20 protein-coding genes and 1 tRNA gene are annotated in these 16,476 nt (G+C 60.9%); 14 read left to right on the top strand and 7 right to left on the bottom strand.

Going from position 1 to position 16,476, the window contains the following annotated elements:
* Positions 1–62: 62 nt before the first annotated feature.
* Complete coding sequence (locus OXU50_04160; GenBank protein MDD9869071.1) at positions 63–1,568, bottom strand: M48 family metalloprotease; 1,506 nt, start codon at positions 1,566–1,568, stop codon at positions 63–65.
* 111 nt (positions 1,569–1,679) lie between these two features.
* On the opposite strand from OXU50_04160, the gene OXU50_04155 reads away from it, so the two are divergent.
* Genes OXU50_04155 through OXU50_04140 form a run of 4 tightly spaced genes read left to right on the top strand, consistent with a single transcriptional unit; the run spans position 1,680 to position 4,299 of the window.
* Complete coding sequence (locus tag OXU50_04155) at positions 1,680–1,910, top strand: sulfurtransferase TusA family protein (GenBank protein MDD9869070.1); 231 nt, start codon at positions 1,680–1,682, stop codon at positions 1,908–1,910.
* Positions 1,911–1,930: 20 nt separating this feature from the next.
* Positions 1,931–2,452, top strand: a complete 522-nt coding sequence (gene ilvN, locus OXU50_04150) for an acetolactate synthase small subunit (protein MDD9869069.1) — start codon at positions 1,931–1,933, stop codon at positions 2,450–2,452.
* A 25-nt stretch (positions 2,453–2,477) separates the two neighbouring features.
* On the top strand, positions 2,478–3,494 hold the full coding sequence (gene ilvC, locus OXU50_04145) for a ketol-acid reductoisomerase (protein ID MDD9869068.1): 1,017 nt from the start codon (positions 2,478–2,480) through the stop codon (positions 3,492–3,494).
* A gap of 19 nt (positions 3,495–3,513) precedes the next feature.
* Positions 3,514–4,299: a phosphatidylcholine/phosphatidylserine synthase gene (locus OXU50_04140; GenBank protein ID MDD9869067.1), complete on the top strand. Its 786-nt coding sequence runs from the start codon at positions 3,514–3,516 to the stop codon at positions 4,297–4,299.
* Here the strand turns inward: OXU50_04140 and moaB are convergent.
* Positions 4,296–4,829, bottom strand: coding sequence for a molybdenum cofactor biosynthesis protein B (gene moaB / locus OXU50_04135; protein MDD9869066.1), 534 nt, complete (start codon positions 4,827–4,829; stop codon positions 4,296–4,298). The genes OXU50_04140 and moaB overlap by 4 nt on opposite strands.
* An 80-nt stretch (positions 4,830–4,909) precedes the next feature.
* Between moaB and OXU50_04130 the strand changes: the two genes are divergently transcribed.
* The 9 genes from OXU50_04130 (at position 4,910) to OXU50_04090 (ending at position 8,424) form a co-directional block, all read left to right on the top strand.
* Positions 4,910–5,266, top strand: a complete 357-nt coding sequence (locus OXU50_04130) for a VOC family protein (protein ID MDD9869065.1) — start codon at positions 4,910–4,912, stop codon at positions 5,264–5,266.
* Entirely contained in the window at positions 5,263–5,760 is a 498-nt protein-coding gene (locus tag OXU50_04125; GenBank protein MDD9869064.1) for a GFA family protein, read from the top strand. The genes OXU50_04130 and OXU50_04125 overlap by 4 nt, the downstream gene beginning before the upstream one ends.
* Positions 5,761–5,796: 36 nt before the next feature.
* Entirely contained in the window at positions 5,797–5,994 is a 198-nt protein-coding gene (locus OXU50_04120; GenBank protein ID MDD9869063.1) for a type II toxin-antitoxin system HicA family toxin, read from the top strand.
* Positions 5,987–6,226 carry a hypothetical protein gene (locus OXU50_04115; GenBank protein ID MDD9869062.1) on the top strand — a complete coding sequence of 80 codons (240 nt, stop codon included), beginning with the start codon at positions 5,987–5,989 and terminating at the stop codon, positions 6,224–6,226. Before OXU50_04120 ends, OXU50_04115 begins: the two co-directional genes overlap by 8 nt.
* 38 nt (positions 6,227–6,264) lie before the next feature.
* Entirely contained in the window at positions 6,265–6,642 is a 378-nt protein-coding gene (locus OXU50_04110) for a hypothetical protein (protein ID MDD9869061.1), read from the top strand.
* 94 nt (positions 6,643–6,736) lie between these two features.
* Entirely contained in the window at positions 6,737–7,123 is a 387-nt protein-coding gene (locus OXU50_04105) for a hypothetical protein (protein ID MDD9869060.1), read from the top strand.
* A gap of 87 nt (positions 7,124–7,210) precedes the next feature.
* Positions 7,211–7,633 carry a hypothetical protein gene (locus OXU50_04100; protein MDD9869059.1) on the top strand — a complete coding sequence of 141 codons (423 nt, stop codon included), beginning with the start codon at positions 7,211–7,213 and terminating at the stop codon, positions 7,631–7,633.
* Positions 7,630–8,235 carry a type VI secretion system-associated protein TagO gene (locus OXU50_04095; GenBank protein MDD9869058.1) on the top strand — a complete coding sequence of 202 codons (606 nt, stop codon included), beginning with the start codon at positions 7,630–7,632 and terminating at the stop codon, positions 8,233–8,235. Before OXU50_04100 ends, OXU50_04095 begins: the two co-directional genes overlap by 4 nt.
* A gap of 113 nt (positions 8,236–8,348) precedes the next feature.
* Positions 8,349–8,424 (top strand) — tRNA-Glu (locus OXU50_04090).
* A 14-nt stretch (positions 8,425–8,438) separates the two neighbouring features.
* Here the strand turns inward: OXU50_04090 and lpdA are convergent.
* Genes lpdA through OXU50_04065 form a run of 5 tightly spaced genes read right to left on the bottom strand, consistent with a single transcriptional unit; the run spans position 8,439 to position 15,540 of the window.
* The gene (lpdA, locus tag OXU50_04085) at positions 8,439–9,851 is read right to left on the bottom strand and encodes a dihydrolipoyl dehydrogenase (GenBank protein MDD9869057.1); all 1,413 of its coding nucleotides are present in this window, start codon (positions 9,849–9,851) and stop codon (positions 8,439–8,441) included.
* Positions 9,848–11,158: a 2-oxo acid dehydrogenase subunit E2 gene (locus OXU50_04080; GenBank protein ID MDD9869056.1), complete on the bottom strand. Its 1,311-nt coding sequence runs from the start codon at positions 11,156–11,158 to the stop codon at positions 9,848–9,850. The genes lpdA and OXU50_04080 overlap by 4 nt, the downstream gene beginning before the upstream one ends.
* A gap of 2 nt (positions 11,159–11,160) precedes the next feature.
* A complete protein-coding gene (gene aceE / locus OXU50_04075; protein ID MDD9869055.1) occupies positions 11,161–13,827 on the bottom strand; it encodes a pyruvate dehydrogenase (acetyl-transferring), homodimeric type in 2,667 nt (888 codons plus the stop codon).
* Positions 13,828–13,837: 10 nt separating this feature from the next.
* Entirely contained in the window at positions 13,838–14,611 is a 774-nt protein-coding gene (locus tag OXU50_04070; protein ID MDD9869054.1) for an ABC transporter permease, read from the bottom strand.
* Between the two features lie 14 nt (positions 14,612–14,625).
* Positions 14,626–15,540 (bottom strand): ABC transporter ATP-binding protein, encoded by a 915-nt coding sequence (locus OXU50_04065; GenBank protein ID MDD9869053.1) that lies wholly within the window; start codon positions 15,538–15,540, stop codon positions 14,626–14,628.
* Between the two features lie 128 nt (positions 15,541–15,668).
* On the opposite strand from OXU50_04065, the gene OXU50_04060 reads away from it, so the two are divergent.
* Positions 15,669–16,442 (top strand): fumarylacetoacetate hydrolase family protein, encoded by a 774-nt coding sequence (locus OXU50_04060; protein MDD9869052.1) that lies wholly within the window; start codon positions 15,669–15,671, stop codon positions 16,440–16,442.
* The last annotated feature ends 34 nt before the right edge of the window (positions 16,443–16,476 follow it).

Below are 16,476 nucleotides of genomic sequence, written 5' to 3'. Positions count from 1 at the left end.
GACGCCTGCAAAAAACCATGGATGCCGGGCAGGGGCGGCAGCGCCCGCGGACGCCGGCGCCGTTACAACCGGCTTTTGAACTCCTGCTGGAAGTTGGTGATTTCGTCGCGCTTGCGCTTGATGCGCTCGCGGGCGCCGCGGCTTGCGCCGGGGGCGCGTTCGGCGAGGTTCAACTGGCGCAGGGCGAGATTGAAATGGGCGCTGGCCGTGTAGTAATCGGCGAGGTATTCGTGGCCGAGGCTTTCGCGCCCGGCGGCGGTGGCGGCTTTGGCGCTGAGTTTGTACAGTTGCGGATGATAGCGGTGCAGTGATTTTATCTTCCGCAGATGTTCAAGCGCGCGGTGCGCCTCGCCGGTTCGCAGCAGGCAGCCGGCCAGGTAGTAGTTGATGCTGGCCCGCCCCGGGTGCAGTTCGTTCAGTTCGGCCAGGTATTGGCTCGCCTTGAGGTCGTCGCCCTGCGCGATGTGGGCCTGGCTCAGCGCCAGCATAACCGGCAGGCCGCGCTCCTGTTCGGGTATCTGTTCAAATGCCTGAATGGCCTCGCCGGGCAGCCGCCGCGTCAGCGAAACGCCCTTGCGGTAGAGTTGCAATGACGCCGTTTCCATCTCGTCGGGCGCCGGGTCGAGGTTTTTCAGCGCCAGCAGGCGCGCCTTGATGTGGCGGAACGCCTTGCTGTCGAGATGCAGGTTTTCGGGGTAGCGCGAGGCGCGCGCCTCGGCGTTTCGCAGGCGTCCGATGGTCAGCGGGTGGGTGCGGAGAAACTCCGGCGTCTGCCGCCGGCCTTCGCGCGCCTGCAATTTGGCGAAGAAGCGCGACACGCCGCGCGGGTTGATCCGGGCGGCGGACATCAGCCGGATGGCGGAGCGGTCGGCCTCGTATTCCAGGCTGCGCGAATAACTCAACTGCTGTTCAATGGGCAGCGTGGCGCCGACATGGACGGCGAGTTGCGACAGTTCCGGGTTGTAACTGGACGCCATCAGGCCGGCGACCAGCAGCAGCGCGCTGAGCCAACTGGTGGTGCGCATCTCGGCGCGCAGCCGCGCGATGTGGCGCCGCGTGACATGCGCGATCTCGTGCGCGACAACGCCGGCCAGTTCGCTCTCGTTGCCGGCGAACAGCATCAGGCCCTCGTTGATGACGACAACGCCGCCCGGCGTCGCGAAGGCGTTGATGGCGCGGTCGGCGACCGGCAGGAAATGAAAGTCAATCCGGTTGTCGGCGTCTTGCGACAGCAGCCGCGTTCCCAGCGCTTGCAGGTAATCCTGCACTTCAATGTCGCCGGTGACCGGCAAACTGGCGCGCAACTGGGCGAGGATGGCGCGGCCCAGTTTTTTCTCGTCGGCGAGGCTCAGGGCGGAGTAGGACGGGTCGCCGATTTCCGGCACTTCATGGTCGTGGGGGTCGGCGGCCATCAGGCGGGCGGGGGCCGCCGCCAGCACCGCCGCCAGCGCCAGCGCCGCCGCCAGCGTCTGTGCAACCCGCGCAGCCCGTGCGGCCTGTTCAGCCGGGGTGCCGCGCCCGCGCCTGCGGCGGCGGCATGGCGGCGGGTGATATACTCCGACGGTCATCAGACCATCATAACGGATTGCGCGGCCTGCGCGTCTTGCACGGCTTGCCAATTCCGGCGCCATTGAATGTAAACTGTCTGTTCCACCAACCGCTGCCTTGAGGAGGAAAAAATGCCGCAATTTGACCAGGAACTGGATGCCTGCGGGCTGAACTGCCCGCTGCCCATCTTACGCGCCAAGAAGACGCTGGCCGGCATGGACAAGGGCAAGGTGCTGCACATCGTCGCCACCGACCCCGGCGCGGTCAAGGATTTTGAGGCGTTCGCCAGGCAGACCGGAAACGAACTGCTCGAATCGCGCGAAGAAGACGGCAAGTTCTATTTCCTGATGAAGAAAGCCTGACGGACCGGGACGCGCACCCGGTGGCACAAGTTTCGTCAACCAGAAAGCATGTCATCTCGATACTCCTCGCCAACGAGGCGGGCGTGCTGTCGCGCGTGTCGGGGCTGTTTTCGGCGAGAGGTTATAATATTGAGTCGCTGGTCGTCGCGCCCACCAACAACCCGGTTTTCTCGCGCATGACCATCGTCACGGTCGGCGGCGACAAACTGGCCGAGCAGGTGATCAAGCAACTGAACAAACTGGTGGATGTGGCCGCGGTCTCGGATTTGGGCGAGGACCGCCATGTCGAGCGCGAAATGCTGATGCTGAAGGTGGCGCACGACGGCAGCGACGCCGACCGCGCGCGCCTCGACCAACTGGTCGTTGAGCACGGCGCCGGCGTGATTGAATATGTGGAGCGCGTCTGCATTGTGCAGATGACGGCGTCCAGCAAGCAGATTGATGCATTCATCGAGGCAATGGAAAAGCGGCGGGACATCCGCGAAATCGCGCGTTCGGGCGTTATCAGCCTGGGCCGCGGCGACGCGGTGCTGACCGCCTGATGACGACCAATTCCGGGAGAGAGCAATGGAAGTTTATTACGACAAAGACGCCGACCTGTCGCTGATACGCGGCAGCAAGGTGGCCGTTATCGGCTACGGCTCGCAGGGGCACGCGCACGCCAACAACCTGAAGGATTCCGGCGTGGATGTGGTCGTCGGGCTGCGCGCCGGCTCGGCCTCGGCGGCCAAGGCCGAAGGCGCGGGGCTGCGTTGCCTGCCGCTGGACGAGGCGGTGCGCGGCGCCGACATCGTCATGGTGCTGGCGCCCGACGAGCACCAGCCCGATTTGTACCGCGACCACATCGAGCCGAACATCCGGCAGGGCGCGGCGCTGGCCTTCGCGCACGGCTTCAACATTCATTACGGGCTGATTCGCCCGCGCCCCGACCTGGATGTGTTCATGGTGGCGCCGAAGGGGCCGGGGCACCTGGTGCGCTCGACCTACCTGGAAGGCAAGGGCGTGCCGACGCTGATTGCGGTTCATCAGGACGCCTCGGGGCGGACGCAGGCGCTGGCGCTGTCTTATGCGTCGGCCAACGGCGGCGGGCGCGCCGGCGTCATCAAGACCAATTTCCGCGAGGAAACCGAGACCGATTTGTTCGGCGAGCAGGCGGTGCTGTGCGGCGGCGCCGTGGCGCTGGTTCAGGCCGGTTTTGAGACGCTGGTGGAGGCCGGCTACGCGCCGGAGATGGCCTATTTCGAGTGCCTGCACGAGTTGAAGTTGATTGTGGATTTGATGTACGAGGGCGGCATCGCCAACATGTATTACTCCATTTCCAACACCGCCGAATACGGCGCGATTACGCGCGGCCCGCTTGTCGTCAACGAGCAGAGCCGGGCGGCGATGAAGAAACTGCTGGAGGAGATACGCAGCGGCGTCTTCGCGCGCGAGTTCATCACCGAGAACCGCACCGGGGCGCCGGTGTTCTGGGCGATGCGACGGCGCCTGTCGGAGCACCCCATCGAGCGGGTCGGGAAGCAGTTGCGCGGCATGATGTCGTGGATAGCCGACAACCGCCTGGTGGACAAGGAGAAGAACTGACGGTGTCCGCGGGACGGCGATGAGCAGGCACAAACCAGGGCGCGGCATTTACCTGCTGCCGAACCTGATTACCGCGAGTTCGCTGCTGATCGGGTTTTTCGCGGCGGTCAGGGCGTTCAACGGCGAGTTCGAGGTGGCCGCCATCGCCTTGCTGGTGTGCGTGCTGCTCGACAGTCTCGACGGCAATGTCGCGCGCCTGACGAACACCGCCAGCCGTTTCGGCGCCGAGTTCGACAGTTTGACCGATGTGGTCGTCTTCGGCTGCATTCCGGCGCTGATTATCTACAACTGGTCGCTCGCGGCGATGGCCGAGTTCGGCTGGCTGTGGTCGAAACTCGGCTGGCTTGCGGCGTTTTTCTACACCGTGGCGACGGCGCTGCGGCTGGCGCGCTTCAATTCCCAGATTGGTTCGTCAGAGAAGTCGTTTTTCCGCGGCCTGCCGTGCCCCGCCGCGGCGACGCTGATGATGAGCCTGGTGTGGCTGTCGCAGCAAACCGGCTATTCCGGCGCCGACATGGCGTGGTGGTGTTTTGCGCTGATGATACTGGCGGGCGCGGCGATGGTCAGCAACTTCAGTTATTACAGCCTGAAAGGCGTCAACCTGAAAAGCCGGGTGCCCTTTATCGCGCTGCTGGCGGTGGTGGCGGGGCTGATTCTGGCGGCGATTGACTTGCCGAAGTTTCTGTTTTTTATCGCGCTGCTGTATTTGTGTTCGGGGCCTTTTCTTTATTTGTTCAGGCTGGCGAGGAAGAATCTGCCGCGGCGCAAGCGCGGCGCCGACGGGGATTTGCCGGACCGGCGTTAGCGCGGCGGCGCTTCTTTTGAGCCGAGTCTCGGCATCAATTCAACCAGGTTGCACGGGCGCGTGCGGTAATCCAGTTGCTTGCTGATGAGTTTGTCCCAGGCCTCGGCGCACGCGCCGGGCGAGCCGGGCAGGCAGAAGATGTAGGTGCCGTTGGCGACGCCCGCGACCGCGCGCGATTGCAGCGTCGAGGCGCCGATGGTTTCGTAGGACAGCGTGCGGAACATTTCGCCGAAGCCGCCGATGGTCTTGTCCAGCAGCGGCACGACCGCTTCCGGGGTGCCGTCCCTGCCGGTGATGCCGGTGCCGCCGGTGCACAGCACGACCTGTATCCCGTCGTCCACAATCCACTCCGACAGCGCGGCCCGCACCCGGTAGATGTCGTCGGCGACAATGCGCTTGTCGCGGCAGCGGTGGCCGGCCTCGGCGAGGCGCGCGGCCAGCAACTGCCCGGAGCGGTCGTCCTCCTCGGTGCGGGTGTCCGAGACGGTCAGCACCGCGATATTGAGCGGAATGAATTGGCGGTCGGTCATGGCGGGTTATTCTATGCTATCTTGCCGCCGGGCAGCCGGGCGGGTTGCCGGCGGCGTTTTCGCGCCGGCGGGAGGAAACCATGAGGGAACACGAGAAAATCAATTATGTCGAGTTTCCCGCGAGGGACATTGAAAAGGCGAAGGATTTCTTTGCCGCAGTGTTCGGCTGGCAATTCGAGGATTTCGGCGACCAATACACGGCCTTCGCCGACCAGGGGCTGGACGGCGGGTTTTTTCAGTCGGACAAGCGGGCGTCGGCGGAAGAGGGCGGGGCGTTGATTGTTTTTTACAGCGGCGATTTGGAGGCCACGCAGTCGAAGATTGAGAAAGCCGGCGGTACAATCGTCAAACCCGTCTTTTCATTTCCGGGCGGACGCCGCTTTCACTTCGGCGATCCGAATGGCAATGAATATGCGGTGTGGTCTGACATAGAATGAAACTTGAAGGATCATGCCATTGCAAGGCGGTACGGTTTACAGTTCATTCAGCGCATCCGTACCCGTTCAATCTCTGCTATTGCTCCATTTGCCGCAAGACGGCAGGCGGCGGTGGCTACGCCATCAATCTGGGCGGAGATTTTTCCACATTGCAGGTTCAAGGCAAAGAACATGTAACGATGTACCACCCCAAGGTAACCGATGAAAATTCTGGCGAAACAAAAGAAAGTCTGAGTGGGTGGCATTTCTGCCGAATTTGCGGCAGCGCACTCTGGGTTTGGGATTCTCGCTGGCCGGAGTTGGTGCATCCTTTTGCTTCGGTGATTGATACGGATTTGCCGACGCCTCCGGAGCGCGTACATCTGATGGTAGGCTCGAAAGCTTCGTGGGTTGACCTTCGGGAAGACGAGAACGACAAGACATTTGAAGCTTTTCCGGATGAGTCCGTAGAGGAGTGGCACAAACGCCTTGATTTGGAAGACCGGGAGACTTGAAAGGCATTGGATGGTTGCCATGCCTTATAATCAAGTATGCCGAGAAAGATTAGACAACTTATCCGGGATTTGGAGCGGGCTGGATTTGTCAATCTGGGCGGCAAAGGTTCACACCGAAATTACCGTCATTCGCGGGGAATGCGGGTAACAATTTCAGGAAATCTTGGCGATGATGCCAAGCCTTATCAGGAAAAGGAGGTAATGCGAGGCATTCAGGAGGTTAACAATGATTGATAGTGCAAAGTACATCAAGATTGTCGAATGGTCGGAAGAAGACCGATGCTTTGTCGGCTATTGCCCTGGAATTATAGGGCGATGCTGTCATGGTGAAGATGAAGTGGAGGTTTATCGAGAGTTGTGTCAAATTGTTGATGAATGGCTGGAGATTGCACAACAGGAAAGTCGGGAGTTGCCTGCGCCGACGATTGGCAGAGACATTACCGAAATGCTGATACCGGCCAAATAAAAATAATGGCTTTTTGAGACTATTTCAAGGAGAAAGTTATGAAAAATCAATTGCCTTTGCTGAAAAATTTGATTGTGGCAGCACTGCTTGTGTCCAGTATGTTTCTGCACGGCTGTGCCGTCAATCCGGACATCAGTTCATTGGGTGCTGAACAATTGCAGCGCTTGGCGCACCTTGAAGTTTTACAGAGTGATGCCTCGCGCCCATATTCAGTGATAGATACTGTGCGGGTGCTTTCATGCAGCGGGGGAGCAGAGGGAACAGAGGAAGCAATCATAGATGCAAAAGTTGTGGCGGTTCAACTTCATGCGGATGCTGTTATCAATCTTCACTGTCAGGCCCAATCTGATATCCGGATAGACGGCTGCGCCTCGCCGCTTGTCTGTGCGGGAACCGCGATTGAATACAAGCGATGAATGGGTTACAAACGGCATGATATTTGAAGGCTTTCCGGACGAATTGATAAGGAAATGACACAAGCATCTTGATTTGAAAGATTGGAGCGATTGAATGAAGAGAATAACCAAGCCAATTATTTGGATTACTCTATTTACCTTATCCGGTTGTGCGCCGCCCACAGAAAAGCAAACTGGAAAATTTGAGGTGGTCGGCTATTGCAAGCAAGACCGAAACAGGGTGTTCGCTATTGAGTACTTGCCCGGTACCACAACATGGGAAATACATGAACATGGGAAAGGGAAAATGCATACAAGTGGAAAAATTACTGTAGTGAACTTCTATCCGAGTGGAACTGATATACCGGGGGATCGTCTATCTCTTTGTAAAAATCTCGAAGATGGGATGCGAGTAGCTGCTTTAGGGGAGCTGTGCTATCAAGTCTGGATAAATCCACGAGGTGAAGTCATATTTTCAGACAATAATGCCAAGTGCAAGTAAAAGGAAACACCGCGCCGCTTGATTATTCCTGTATAATAGTTCTAATCCGCGCGGCCAGCGTCTCGTCTAAATATGAATTCAGGAAATATGAACACAAGAAAAGTAATAGGCCTTATCGGCTCTGCCATCCTTTTTATTGGAGTATTTACACCTATCTTGAGCGTCCCAATTGTAGGGAGCATAAACTATTTTCAAAATGGGGAAGGAGATGGAGTAATTATCTTAATCTTGGCCATAATCTCTCTGGTTCTAGTATTGGGGGAAAAATATAGAGGGCTTTGGTTCACAGGTATTGTTGCCTTAGGGGTTATGCTTTTTACATTCGTCCATTTCCAATCAACAATGTCTCAAGCCAAAGCAGATATAGACTCAAATCTTATGGATAACCCTTTCCGGGGATTGGCTGATATGGCAGTACATTCTGTGCAACTTCAATGGGGGTGGGCGCTGCTCATTGTTGGGGCAATATTGCTGATTATTAGTGCTGCAATGAAGGATGAAGCAGAATGAAAATATTGATAATGCTTTTTATATCAATAGTCTCAAATAATGTTTCAGCTCACATGGCTGATAGTCTTGCGAAGTGCGCTACAGAAGCTTCTGACAAGGTACGCTTGATATGCTATGACTCTTTGGTGACAAAGATAGGTATGAAGAAACCAAAGACGAAGATGATATCAGGTCCTGGGAAATGGAATGTACACGAAGAAAAGTCACAGATTGACGATTCGCTTAATGTTCATTTATTTGTTATATCAAATGAAACTGTGAGCTCTGGATATAACACAGTCAAACCCAGTTTGCATATTCGATGCTCTGAAAACAAAACCAGTGTGTTCCTGAATTGGGGGCTATACCTTGGCCTTGAAAAAACAAAGATGTTAAGTCGGTTTGATAAAGAGAAAGCCACAGTGTCTTCATGGTCCATATCAACAAATAACGAGGCAGTTTTTGTTCGAGGCAGTGATATTGAGTTTGCCAAGAAGATCATGAAACATCAAAAGTTACTTGTGAAAGTAACACCGTTTGGAGAAAATTCAGTAATGGCCACATTTGATATTTCAGGCCTTTCGGAAGCAATAAAGCCACTCAGGGAAGCATGCCATTGGTAAGTGTAGAAGAACACGGAGTCAACATTGAGATCACAGACCCCCGGGCACTTGACCAAAACATCCCCCCCACTTGACTAATCCCGTAAAATAGTCACAATTCCGCGCCCGACACTGTCCCCATCGTCTAGAGGCCTAGGACATCGCCCTTTCACGGCGGTAACAGGGGTTCGAATCCCCTTGGGGACGCCATTTTCCCGCCGCGCCTACCGCGGCTTCGGCTGATACAGGTCGGTAATCACGCCGTCGGCCAGTTCCGCGGCCAGTCCGACGGTCTCGGCATAGGTCGGGTGAGGGTGGACGGCCAGCGCGATGTCGCCCACATCGGCGCCCATTTCGATGGCCAGCACGGCCTCGGCAATCAGGTCGCCGGCGCCATGCCCGCAGATGCCGGCGCCCAGCAGCGTTTTGTCGCGCACGCTATACAGCAGTTTCGTCAGGCCGTCGCCGTGCCCGGCGCCCAGCGCCCGCCCGCTGGCCTGCCACGGGAAAACCGCCTTCTTGTAGTCCACATTGCGTTGCCGCGCCTGCTTCTCGGTCAGGCCGGCCCAGGCGATTTCGGGCGCGGTATAGACGACCGACGGCACCGCCAGTTTGTCAAAGGCGGACTCCCGCCCGGCGGCGTTCTCGGCGGCCACCTTGCCCTGGTGCGTGGCCTTGTGCGCCAGCATCGGCGGGCCGGTTACATCGCCGACCGCGTAAATGGAGGGGACATTCGTGCGCTGGCCGTCGTCGGTTTCGATGAAGCCGCGCTGATTGGTCTTGACGCCCGCGTGCTCCAGGCCGATGGCGCCGGTGTTCGGCTTGCGGCCCGTGGCGACGAGCACGGCGTCGAAGTGTGCATCGGCGGGCGCCGCCTCTCCCTCAAACTGCCCTTCAAACTGCACATTCAGGCCGTCTTCGCCCGCGGCCTCAATGCGCCGGATGCGGGTGTTCGTGAAAATGCCGTCGCACGATTTCTCCAGTTGTTTGCGAAGCGGCGCGACGAGGTCGTTGTCGCAATCGCCGAGCAGTTGCGGTTCGCTCTCAACAACGGAAACGCGCGCGCCCATGCCTTCAAACAGACAGGCCATTTCAAGGCCGATGACGCCGCCGCCGATGACCAGCAGGCGCCGCGGCAGCGTGTCAAAACGCAGCGCGCCGGTTGAATCAAGCAGGCGGGGGTGGTTGTCCGGCAGCCCCGGCGGCGCGGTGTTCGCCGAGCCGGTGGCGATGATGGCGCGGTCGAAATCAAGCGTGCGCCCGTCGCCAAGCCGCATCTGTCGCGGCGAGACAAACGCCGCCGTGTCCTGAATAACCCGGACTTTGCGCGCGCGCGCAAGCGACGCAAGCCCGCTGCCCAGGCGCCCGACGAGGTCGTTCTTGAAGGCGGCGATTCGCCGCGGGTGAATCTGCGGCTTGCCGAAGGTGATGCCGTGCCTGTCCAGCGCCTGCGCCTCGCGCGTGACCGCCGCCAGATGCAGCAGCGCTTTCGACGGGATGCAGCCGACATTCAGGCAAACGCCGCCTAACGCCGGATAGCGCTCAACCAGCGTAACCCGGCAGCCGAGATCGGCGGCGCGGAAGGCGGCGGTGTAGCCGCCGGGGCCGCCTCCCAGCACCAGCACGCCGTTTGTCATCGTGTGTCCGGCAGCAGCGCTTCCGCGCCGGACAGCAGGCGGCAATAGCCGTCGAGAAAGCGCGCGGCGTCGGCGCCGTTGACGACGCGGTGGTCGTAGGAAAGGTCGAGCGGCAACAGCAGGCGCGGCACGAAGGCCTGGCCGTCCCACCACGGCGAGATGCGCGCGCGGCTGACGCCCAGCGTCGCCGTCTCGGGCGCGTTGACAATCGGCGTGAAGGCGCCGCCGCCGATGCCGCCCTGGTTGCTGATGGTCATGCAGCCGCCCTGCATGTCGGCGGCGGTGAGTCGGCCTGTGCGCGCGCGGCTTGCGAAGTCGGCGATGGCGCCGGCAATCTCGAACACATCCTTGCCGTCGGCGTCGCGGATGACCGGCACGAACAGGCCGCCGGGGGCGTCCACCGCGATGCCGATGTGGCAGTAGTGTTTCTGAATCAGGCGGCCTGCGTTGTCAAATGCGGTGTTGAATTGCGGGAAAGTCCGCAGCGAGACGGCCAGCGCCTTGACGAGGAAGGCCAGCAGTGTCAATTTCGGCCTGTCGGCGTTGTTTGCCGCCGGTTGTTTGGTCCATTGTTCGGACAATCGTCCGGCCAGTTGCTTGCGCCGGTCTTCAAGTTCGGTGATGTCGGCGTCCTGGTGCTGGGTGACATGCGGCACATTCAGCCACGCGCGGTGCATGCGGTCGGCGACGACGGACTGGACGCGATCCAGTTGGATGACCTCGGTCGGGCCGAAACGCGAGAAGTCGGTGCTGTGCACCGGCGGCAAGGTCGGCGGAGCGGCGTGTTGACGCACTCTTCCGGCATTTCTGGCGAAATCCTTGACATCATCCTGCACGATGCGGCCTTTCGGGCCGCTGCCCCGGACAGCCTGCAAGTCCACGCCGAGTTCACGCGCAAACCGCCTGACGGACGGGCTTGCCCTGACAACGCCCGCGGCTTCGCTCCGGCTCGCGGCGGCCTCTTCATGCGGCGCGACGGGCGGGGCGGGTTGCGCTGTTTGGTCTTCCCCTTGTTCGCCCGCCGGCTGGCCGGCTCCACCGGCAGGCTGCGCCGCCACATCCGGCCCGGAGGCGGTATCCACCAACAACAGCGGCGCGCCTTCGCCGACCTTGTCGCCCAGCGCGACATGGACTGTCTTGACGACGCCGGCGACGGGCGCCGGCAATTCCATCGCCGCTTTTTCGCTTTCAAGCGTGACAACGGAGTCGCCGACCGCGATGGCGTCGCCCGGCTTGACCAGAATCTCGATGACATCCACTTCGTCAAAATCGCCGAGATCGGGGACGGAGATGGTTTGTTCGCTCATGCTCACGCCAGGTCGGGGGAGGGTCTGTCGGCCTCGATGCGGTAGCGGGCGATGGCCTGCCGCACTTCGGCGGCGCCGATGCCGGCGGCGTCTGCATGCGCCAGCGCGTTCAACGCGGCGAGCGCGATGTGGCGGCGGTCCACCTCGAAGAAATCGCGCAGTTGTTCGCGCGTGTCGGAGCGCCCGAAGCCGTCGGTGCCGAGCGTGTGGTAGGGCGCGGCGATGTACGCGCGCACCTGCTCGGCGTGCGTGTGCAGGTAATCGCTGGCGGCGATGACGGGGGCGGGCGGCGCGGCATCGTCTTGCAGGCACTGCGCGATCCACGGCGTGCGCGGCGCGGCGCCCGGATGGAGGCGGTTCCAGCGCGCGGCGCGGCGCCCGTCGCGGGCGAGTTCGGTGAAACTGGTCACGCTCCAGACTTCGGCCTCGATGTTCCAGTCGTCTTTCAGCAGTGCCTGCGCCGCGATGCATTCCCTCAGAATCGCCCCCGAGCCGAGCAGGCGCACCGCCGGCTGCGGCATGAGGCCAAGGCAATACAGGCCCCTGATGATGCCTTCCTGCGCGCCGTCGGGCAGCGCGGGGTGGGGGTAGTTCTCGTTCATCAGCGTGATGTAGAAGAACACATCTTCCTGCTTGCCGACCATGCGTTTCAGGCCCTCGTGGATGATGACGGCCAGTTCATATCCGAAACACGGGTCGTACGAGATGCAGTTCGGCACCACCGAGGCCAGCAGATGGCTGTGGCCATCCTGGTGTTGCAGGCCCTCGCCGGCGAGCGTGGTGCGCCCGGCGGTGCCGCCCATCAGGAAGCCGCGCGCCTGCATGTCACCCGCCGCCCAGGTCAGGTCGCCGACGCGCTGAAAGCCGAACATGGAATAGAAGATGTAGAACGGCACCATGTTGACGCCGTGCACTTCGTAGGAGGTGGCCGCCGCAAGCCACGATGAAAAGGCGCCGGCCTCGCAGATGGCCTCCTCAAGAATCTGCCCGGAGCGGTCTTCCTTGTACACCATGACCTGGTCGGCGTCCTGCGGCTGGTACAACTGGCCGACGGAGGAATAGATGCCGAGCGTGCGAAACAGGCCCTCCATTCCGAAGGTGCGCGCTTCGTCGGGGACGATGGGGACGATGTGGCGGCCCAGTTGCTTGTCCCTGCACAGCAGCGTCAGGATGCGCACGAACGCCATCGTTGTTGAAAACCGGCGGTCGCCGCCGTCTTCAAGCAGCGGCGACAGCGCGTCAAGGCCGGGGACGGGCAGCGGCTTTGCCCGGAAATGGCCGCGGCGCTGCGGCATGAAACCGCCGAGCGCGGCGCGGCGTTCGCGCAGGTAGCGGCCTTCGGGCGTGTCCGGTTGCGGGCGGATGTATTCAAGGCGCTCGACCTGCTCGTCGGTCAGCGGCAGCCGGAAGCGGTCGCGCATTGTTTTCAGCGATTCGATGTCCATTTTCTTCTGCTGGTGTGATTTGTTCTGCCCTTCGCCGGATTCGCCCATGCCGTATCCCTTGACGGTTTTGGCGAGGATGACGGTGGGCCGGCCTTGGTGGCGGGTGGCCGCGTGGTAGGCCGCATAGACCTTGTGAGGGTCGTGGCCGCCGCGGTTCAGGCGCCAGATTTCCTCATCCGACAGGTGCGAGACCATTTGCAGCAGTTCGGGATAGCGGCTGAAAAAGTGCTCCCGGATGTAGGCGCCGTCCTTGGCCTGGTAGTTTTGATAGTCTCCGTCAACCACTTCTTCCATCCGCTTGATGAGAAGCCCTTTTTCGTCCTTCTCGAACAGCGGGTCCCAGTAGGATCCCCAGATGACCTTGATGACATTCCAGTGCGCGCCCCGGAACAGCCCCTCAAGTTCCTGGATGATTTTTCCGTTGCCCCGCACCGGGCCGTCGAGGCGCTGCAAGTTGCAGTTGATGACGAAGATCAGGTTGTCCAGTTGTTCGCGCCCGGCCAGCGAGATGGCGCCGATGGATTCCGGCTCGTCCATTTCGCCGTCGCCGAGAAACACCCAGACTTTTCTGCCCTGCGTGTCGGCGAGTTTGCGGTTCTTCATGTATTTCATGAAGTGCGCCTGGTAGATGCCCATGATCGGCGCAAGGCCCATGGACACCGTCGGGAATTGCCAGAATTCGGGCATCAGCCGCGGGTGCGGATAGGATGACAGGCCGTCGCGGTTGATTTCACGCCGGAAGTTGTCGAGTTGGCTTTCGTCAAGGCGGCCTTCAAGAAACGCGCGGGCGTAGATGCCCGGTGAACTGTGGCCCTGGATGAAGAGCAGGTCGCCGCCGTTTTCGCTGTCAGGCCCGTTGAAGAAGTGATTGAAGCCGGTGTCGTAAAGCGTTGCGGCGGAGGCGAAAGTCGCGATGTGGCCGCCCAGCCCCGGATGGGCGCGGTTGGCGCGGATGACCATGACCGCGGCGTTCCAGCGGATGTAGGAGCGGATGCGGTGCTCAATGGCCTGGTCCGCCGTGCTCGGCGCCTGCCGGTCTGCCGGGATGGTGTTGCGGTAGGGTGTGTTGATTCCCTGCGGTCGGCTGATTCCGAGTTGGTCGGCCTGGTCGGACAGTTGTTGCAGCAGTTCGTTGCCGCGCTCGCCGCCGTCGGCGGCGACGACGGCGCGGAAGGCGTCGAGCCATTCCAGGGTTTCCTGCGGGTCGCTGTCGCGGCGGTTCATCGCGGGGGGGTCAGGTGCGGATGCCGACGCCGCGGTCGAGCAGGTAAAGGCAGATGGCGGTGAACGCGACGAGGAAAAGCGCGGTGATGCCGATGGCGAAACCGGCGCCGATGTCGCTGCTGCCGAGGGCGCCTTCGCGGAACACGTTGATCATGTAGAAAATCGGGTTCAGCAGCGACACGCCGCGCCAGAAGTCCGGCAGCATTTCCAGCGAGTAGAAGATGCCGCCGAGGTAGGTCAGCGGCGTCAACACGAAGGTCGGGATGATGGAGATGCCGTCGAAACTCTTGGCATAGACGCCGTTGATGAGGCCGGCCATCGAGAACAGCGCCGCGGTCATCAGCAGCATCAGCAGCGTCAGGCCGATGTCGGGGTAGGGCAGGTGGCCGAAAAACAGCGACACGCCGAAGACGACGGCGCCCACCAGCAGGCCGCGCAGCACGCCGCCGATGATGAAGCCGGCGAGGATGATGTAGGCCGGCATCGGCGAAATCAGCATTTCCTCGATGTTGCCGTGAAACTTGGAACTGTAGAAGGAGGCGACGACATTGGCGTAGGCGTTGGTGATGACCGACATCAGAATCAGGCCGGGGATGATGTATTCGATGTAGCTGTGGCCGTCTATCGGGCCGATTTGCGAGCCGATCAACTTGCCGAAGATGACGAAGTAAAGCACGGTGGTGACCGCCGGCGGCAGCATCGTCTGTATCCAGATGCGCGCAAACCGCAGGACTTCGCGGCGTGTGAGCGTGTACAGCGCAACCGTGGTGTATCGCAGATTCATGGCGGATTCGCGGCCTATTCCGACGACACCAGTTTCAGGAAGAGTTCTTCCAGCCGGTTGCTTGTGTTGCGCAGGCTCAGCAACTTGATGTTGTGGGCCTGCAATTCGCTGAAAACCTCGCCGAGGTCGGTGTGCTTGTCGGTCACCAGTTCCAGCGTGCGGCTGTCTATCGAGCGCAGTTGCGCCGAGCGCAGTGCCGGCGCCTCGGCGAGCGGTTCGCGCAGGTAGAGCGTGAACGACTCCGATTCCAGCCGTTCGAGCAAACTCCTCATCGGCGAGTCGGTGATGATCTGGCCGTCGTCTATGATGGCGATGTTGCGGCACAGTTTTTCGGCTTCCTCGAGGTAGTGCGTGGTCAGGATGATGGTCGTGCCCCGGCGGTTGAGGTTGGTCAGAAACTCCCAGATCATCCGGCGTATCTCGATGTCAACGCCGGCGGTCGGCTCGTCGAGAATCAGCAGTTTCGGTCGGTGGAGCAGGGCGCGCGCCATCATCAGGCGGCGCTTCATGCCGCCGGACAGGTTGCGCGCCTGGTCGCTGCGCTTTTCCCACAGGCCGAGTTGCATCAGGTGTTCCCGGGCGCGGCGTTTCGCCTCGCGCGGCGGCACGCCGTAGTAGCCGGCCTGGTTGATCAGTATTTCCTCGACCGGCTCAAACTGGTTGAAACTGTATTCCTGCGGCACCAGCCCGATGTGGGTTTTGGCCTGCGAGGGGTTGCGGTGGATGTCGTGGCCATAGACGGAGATGCTGCCGCCGGTTTTGTTGACCAGCGATGTGACGATGCCGATGGTGGTGGATTTGCCGGCGCCGTTGGGGCCGAGCAGCGCGAAGAAGTCGCCGTGCTCGACATGCAGGTTGATGCCTTTCAGGGCGACATGGCCGTTGGCGTACACCTTGTGCAGTTGCGAGATTTCAAGTGCTGTGGTCATCTGGGGATTGATTCCGGGCCGCCCGGAGTATAAATTCTATCAAAGGCTTGCGGGCGGGACGGCGTCAGATGACGGAATCCCGCGCCGCCGGGCCGGCAACAGAGTATAAAGGCAGAAAGGGGCAAAACATGGCTTTGTGGGTGCGTTTCAGGACAGCCGCGACCGGGCGGACCGGAATCGGGCGGCTTGACGGCGGGCGGATTGCCGTTCACGAGGGGCCTCTGTTCGGCGCGCCGGCGCCGACCGGTGAATATCACGAGCGCGGGGATGCGGCCCTTCTGACGCCCTGCGCGCCGTCCAAGATGATTGCGCTTTGGAACAACTACCATGCGCTTGCAGAGGAAAAGAACCTGGAGCGGCCGCAAACGCCGCTGTATCTGTTCAAGCCGGCCAACACCTGGCTGGCGCACGGGCAGACCATCCGCCACCCGGCGAGTTACGACGGCGAGGTTTTCTATGAGGGCGAACTCGGCATTGTCATCGGGCGCGAAGCCGCGGATTTGTCGCCGCAGGACGCCGCCGGCGCCATTTTCGGCTACACCTGCATCAACGATGTGACCGCCTTCGGCCTGCTGAAGGAATATCCGGGCTTTGATCAATGGAGCAGGGCGAAGGGGTTTGACACCTTCGGCGTGTTCGGCCCAGCCATCGCCACCGGCCTGGATTACCGGAATCTTGAAATCGTGACCCGTGTCAACGGCGAGCAGGTTCAGCGCTATCCGGCATCCGACATGGTTCTGTCGCCCGCGGAAATTGTCGCGGCGTTGTCGCGGAACATGACCTTGCTGCCGGGCGATGTGATTTGCTGCGGCACTTCGGTCGGGCTTGGGCCGATGCCGCGGGGGAGCCGGGTGGAGGTGGAAATTGACGGCATCGGCTGCCTTGAAAACCCTTATGAATAAAGGGTTCCCGGCCTGTCCACGGGCTGGCGCCTGT

It is taken from the genome of Gammaproteobacteria bacterium (genome assembly GCA_028817225.1).
In the GTDB taxonomy this organism is placed as follows: domain Bacteria; phylum Pseudomonadota; class Gammaproteobacteria; order Poriferisulfidales; family Oxydemutatoraceae; genus Oxydemutator.
The sequence above is the reverse complement of the archived record's forward strand: the minus strand, read 5'-3'. Positions and strand labels throughout refer to the sequence as shown.

Coding starts and splice junctions, on each gene's coding strand:
- OXU50_04160 (MDD9869071.1), bottom strand. CDS start 1,568: ATGACCGTCGGAGTATATCACCCGCCGCCATGCCGCCGCCGCAGGCGC.
- OXU50_04155 (MDD9869070.1), top strand. CDS start 1,680: ATGCCGCAATTTGACCAGGAACTGGATGCCTGCGGGCTGAACTGCCCG.
- ilvC (MDD9869068.1), top strand. CDS start 2,478: ATGGAAGTTTATTACGACAAAGACGCCGACCTGTCGCTGATACGCGGC.
- OXU50_04140 (MDD9869067.1), top strand. CDS start 3,514: ATGAGCAGGCACAAACCAGGGCGCGGCATTTACCTGCTGCCGAACCTG.
- moaB (MDD9869066.1), bottom strand. CDS start 4,829: ATGACCGACCGCCAATTCATTCCGCTCAATATCGCGGTGCTGACCGTC.
- OXU50_04130 (MDD9869065.1), top strand. CDS start 4,910: ATGAGGGAACACGAGAAAATCAATTATGTCGAGTTTCCCGCGAGGGAC.
- OXU50_04125 (MDD9869064.1), top strand. CDS start 5,263: ATGAAACTTGAAGGATCATGCCATTGCAAGGCGGTACGGTTTACAGTT.
- OXU50_04120 (MDD9869063.1), top strand. CDS start 5,797: ATGCCGAGAAAGATTAGACAACTTATCCGGGATTTGGAGCGGGCTGGA.
- OXU50_04115 (MDD9869062.1), top strand. CDS start 5,987: ATGATTGATAGTGCAAAGTACATCAAGATTGTCGAATGGTCGGAAGAA.
- OXU50_04110 (MDD9869061.1), top strand. CDS start 6,265: ATGAAAAATCAATTGCCTTTGCTGAAAAATTTGATTGTGGCAGCACTG.
- OXU50_04105 (MDD9869060.1), top strand. CDS start 6,737: ATGAAGAGAATAACCAAGCCAATTATTTGGATTACTCTATTTACCTTA.
- OXU50_04100 (MDD9869059.1), top strand. CDS start 7,211: ATGAACACAAGAAAAGTAATAGGCCTTATCGGCTCTGCCATCCTTTTT.
- OXU50_04095 (MDD9869058.1), top strand. CDS start 7,630: ATGAAAATATTGATAATGCTTTTTATATCAATAGTCTCAAATAATGTT.
- lpdA (MDD9869057.1), bottom strand. CDS start 9,851: ATGACAAACGGCGTGCTGGTGCTGGGAGGCGGCCCCGGCGGCTACACC.
- OXU50_04080 (MDD9869056.1), bottom strand. CDS start 11,158: ATGAGCGAACAAACCATCTCCGTCCCCGATCTCGGCGATTTTGACGAA.
- aceE (MDD9869055.1), bottom strand. CDS start 13,827: ATGAACCGCCGCGACAGCGACCCGCAGGAAACCCTGGAATGGCTCGAC.
- OXU50_04070 (MDD9869054.1), bottom strand. CDS start 14,611: ATGAATCTGCGATACACCACGGTTGCGCTGTACACGCTCACACGCCGC.
- OXU50_04065 (MDD9869053.1), bottom strand. CDS start 15,540: ATGACCACAGCACTTGAAATCTCGCAACTGCACAAGGTGTACGCCAAC.
- OXU50_04060 (MDD9869052.1), top strand. CDS start 15,669: ATGGCTTTGTGGGTGCGTTTCAGGACAGCCGCGACCGGGCGGACCGGA.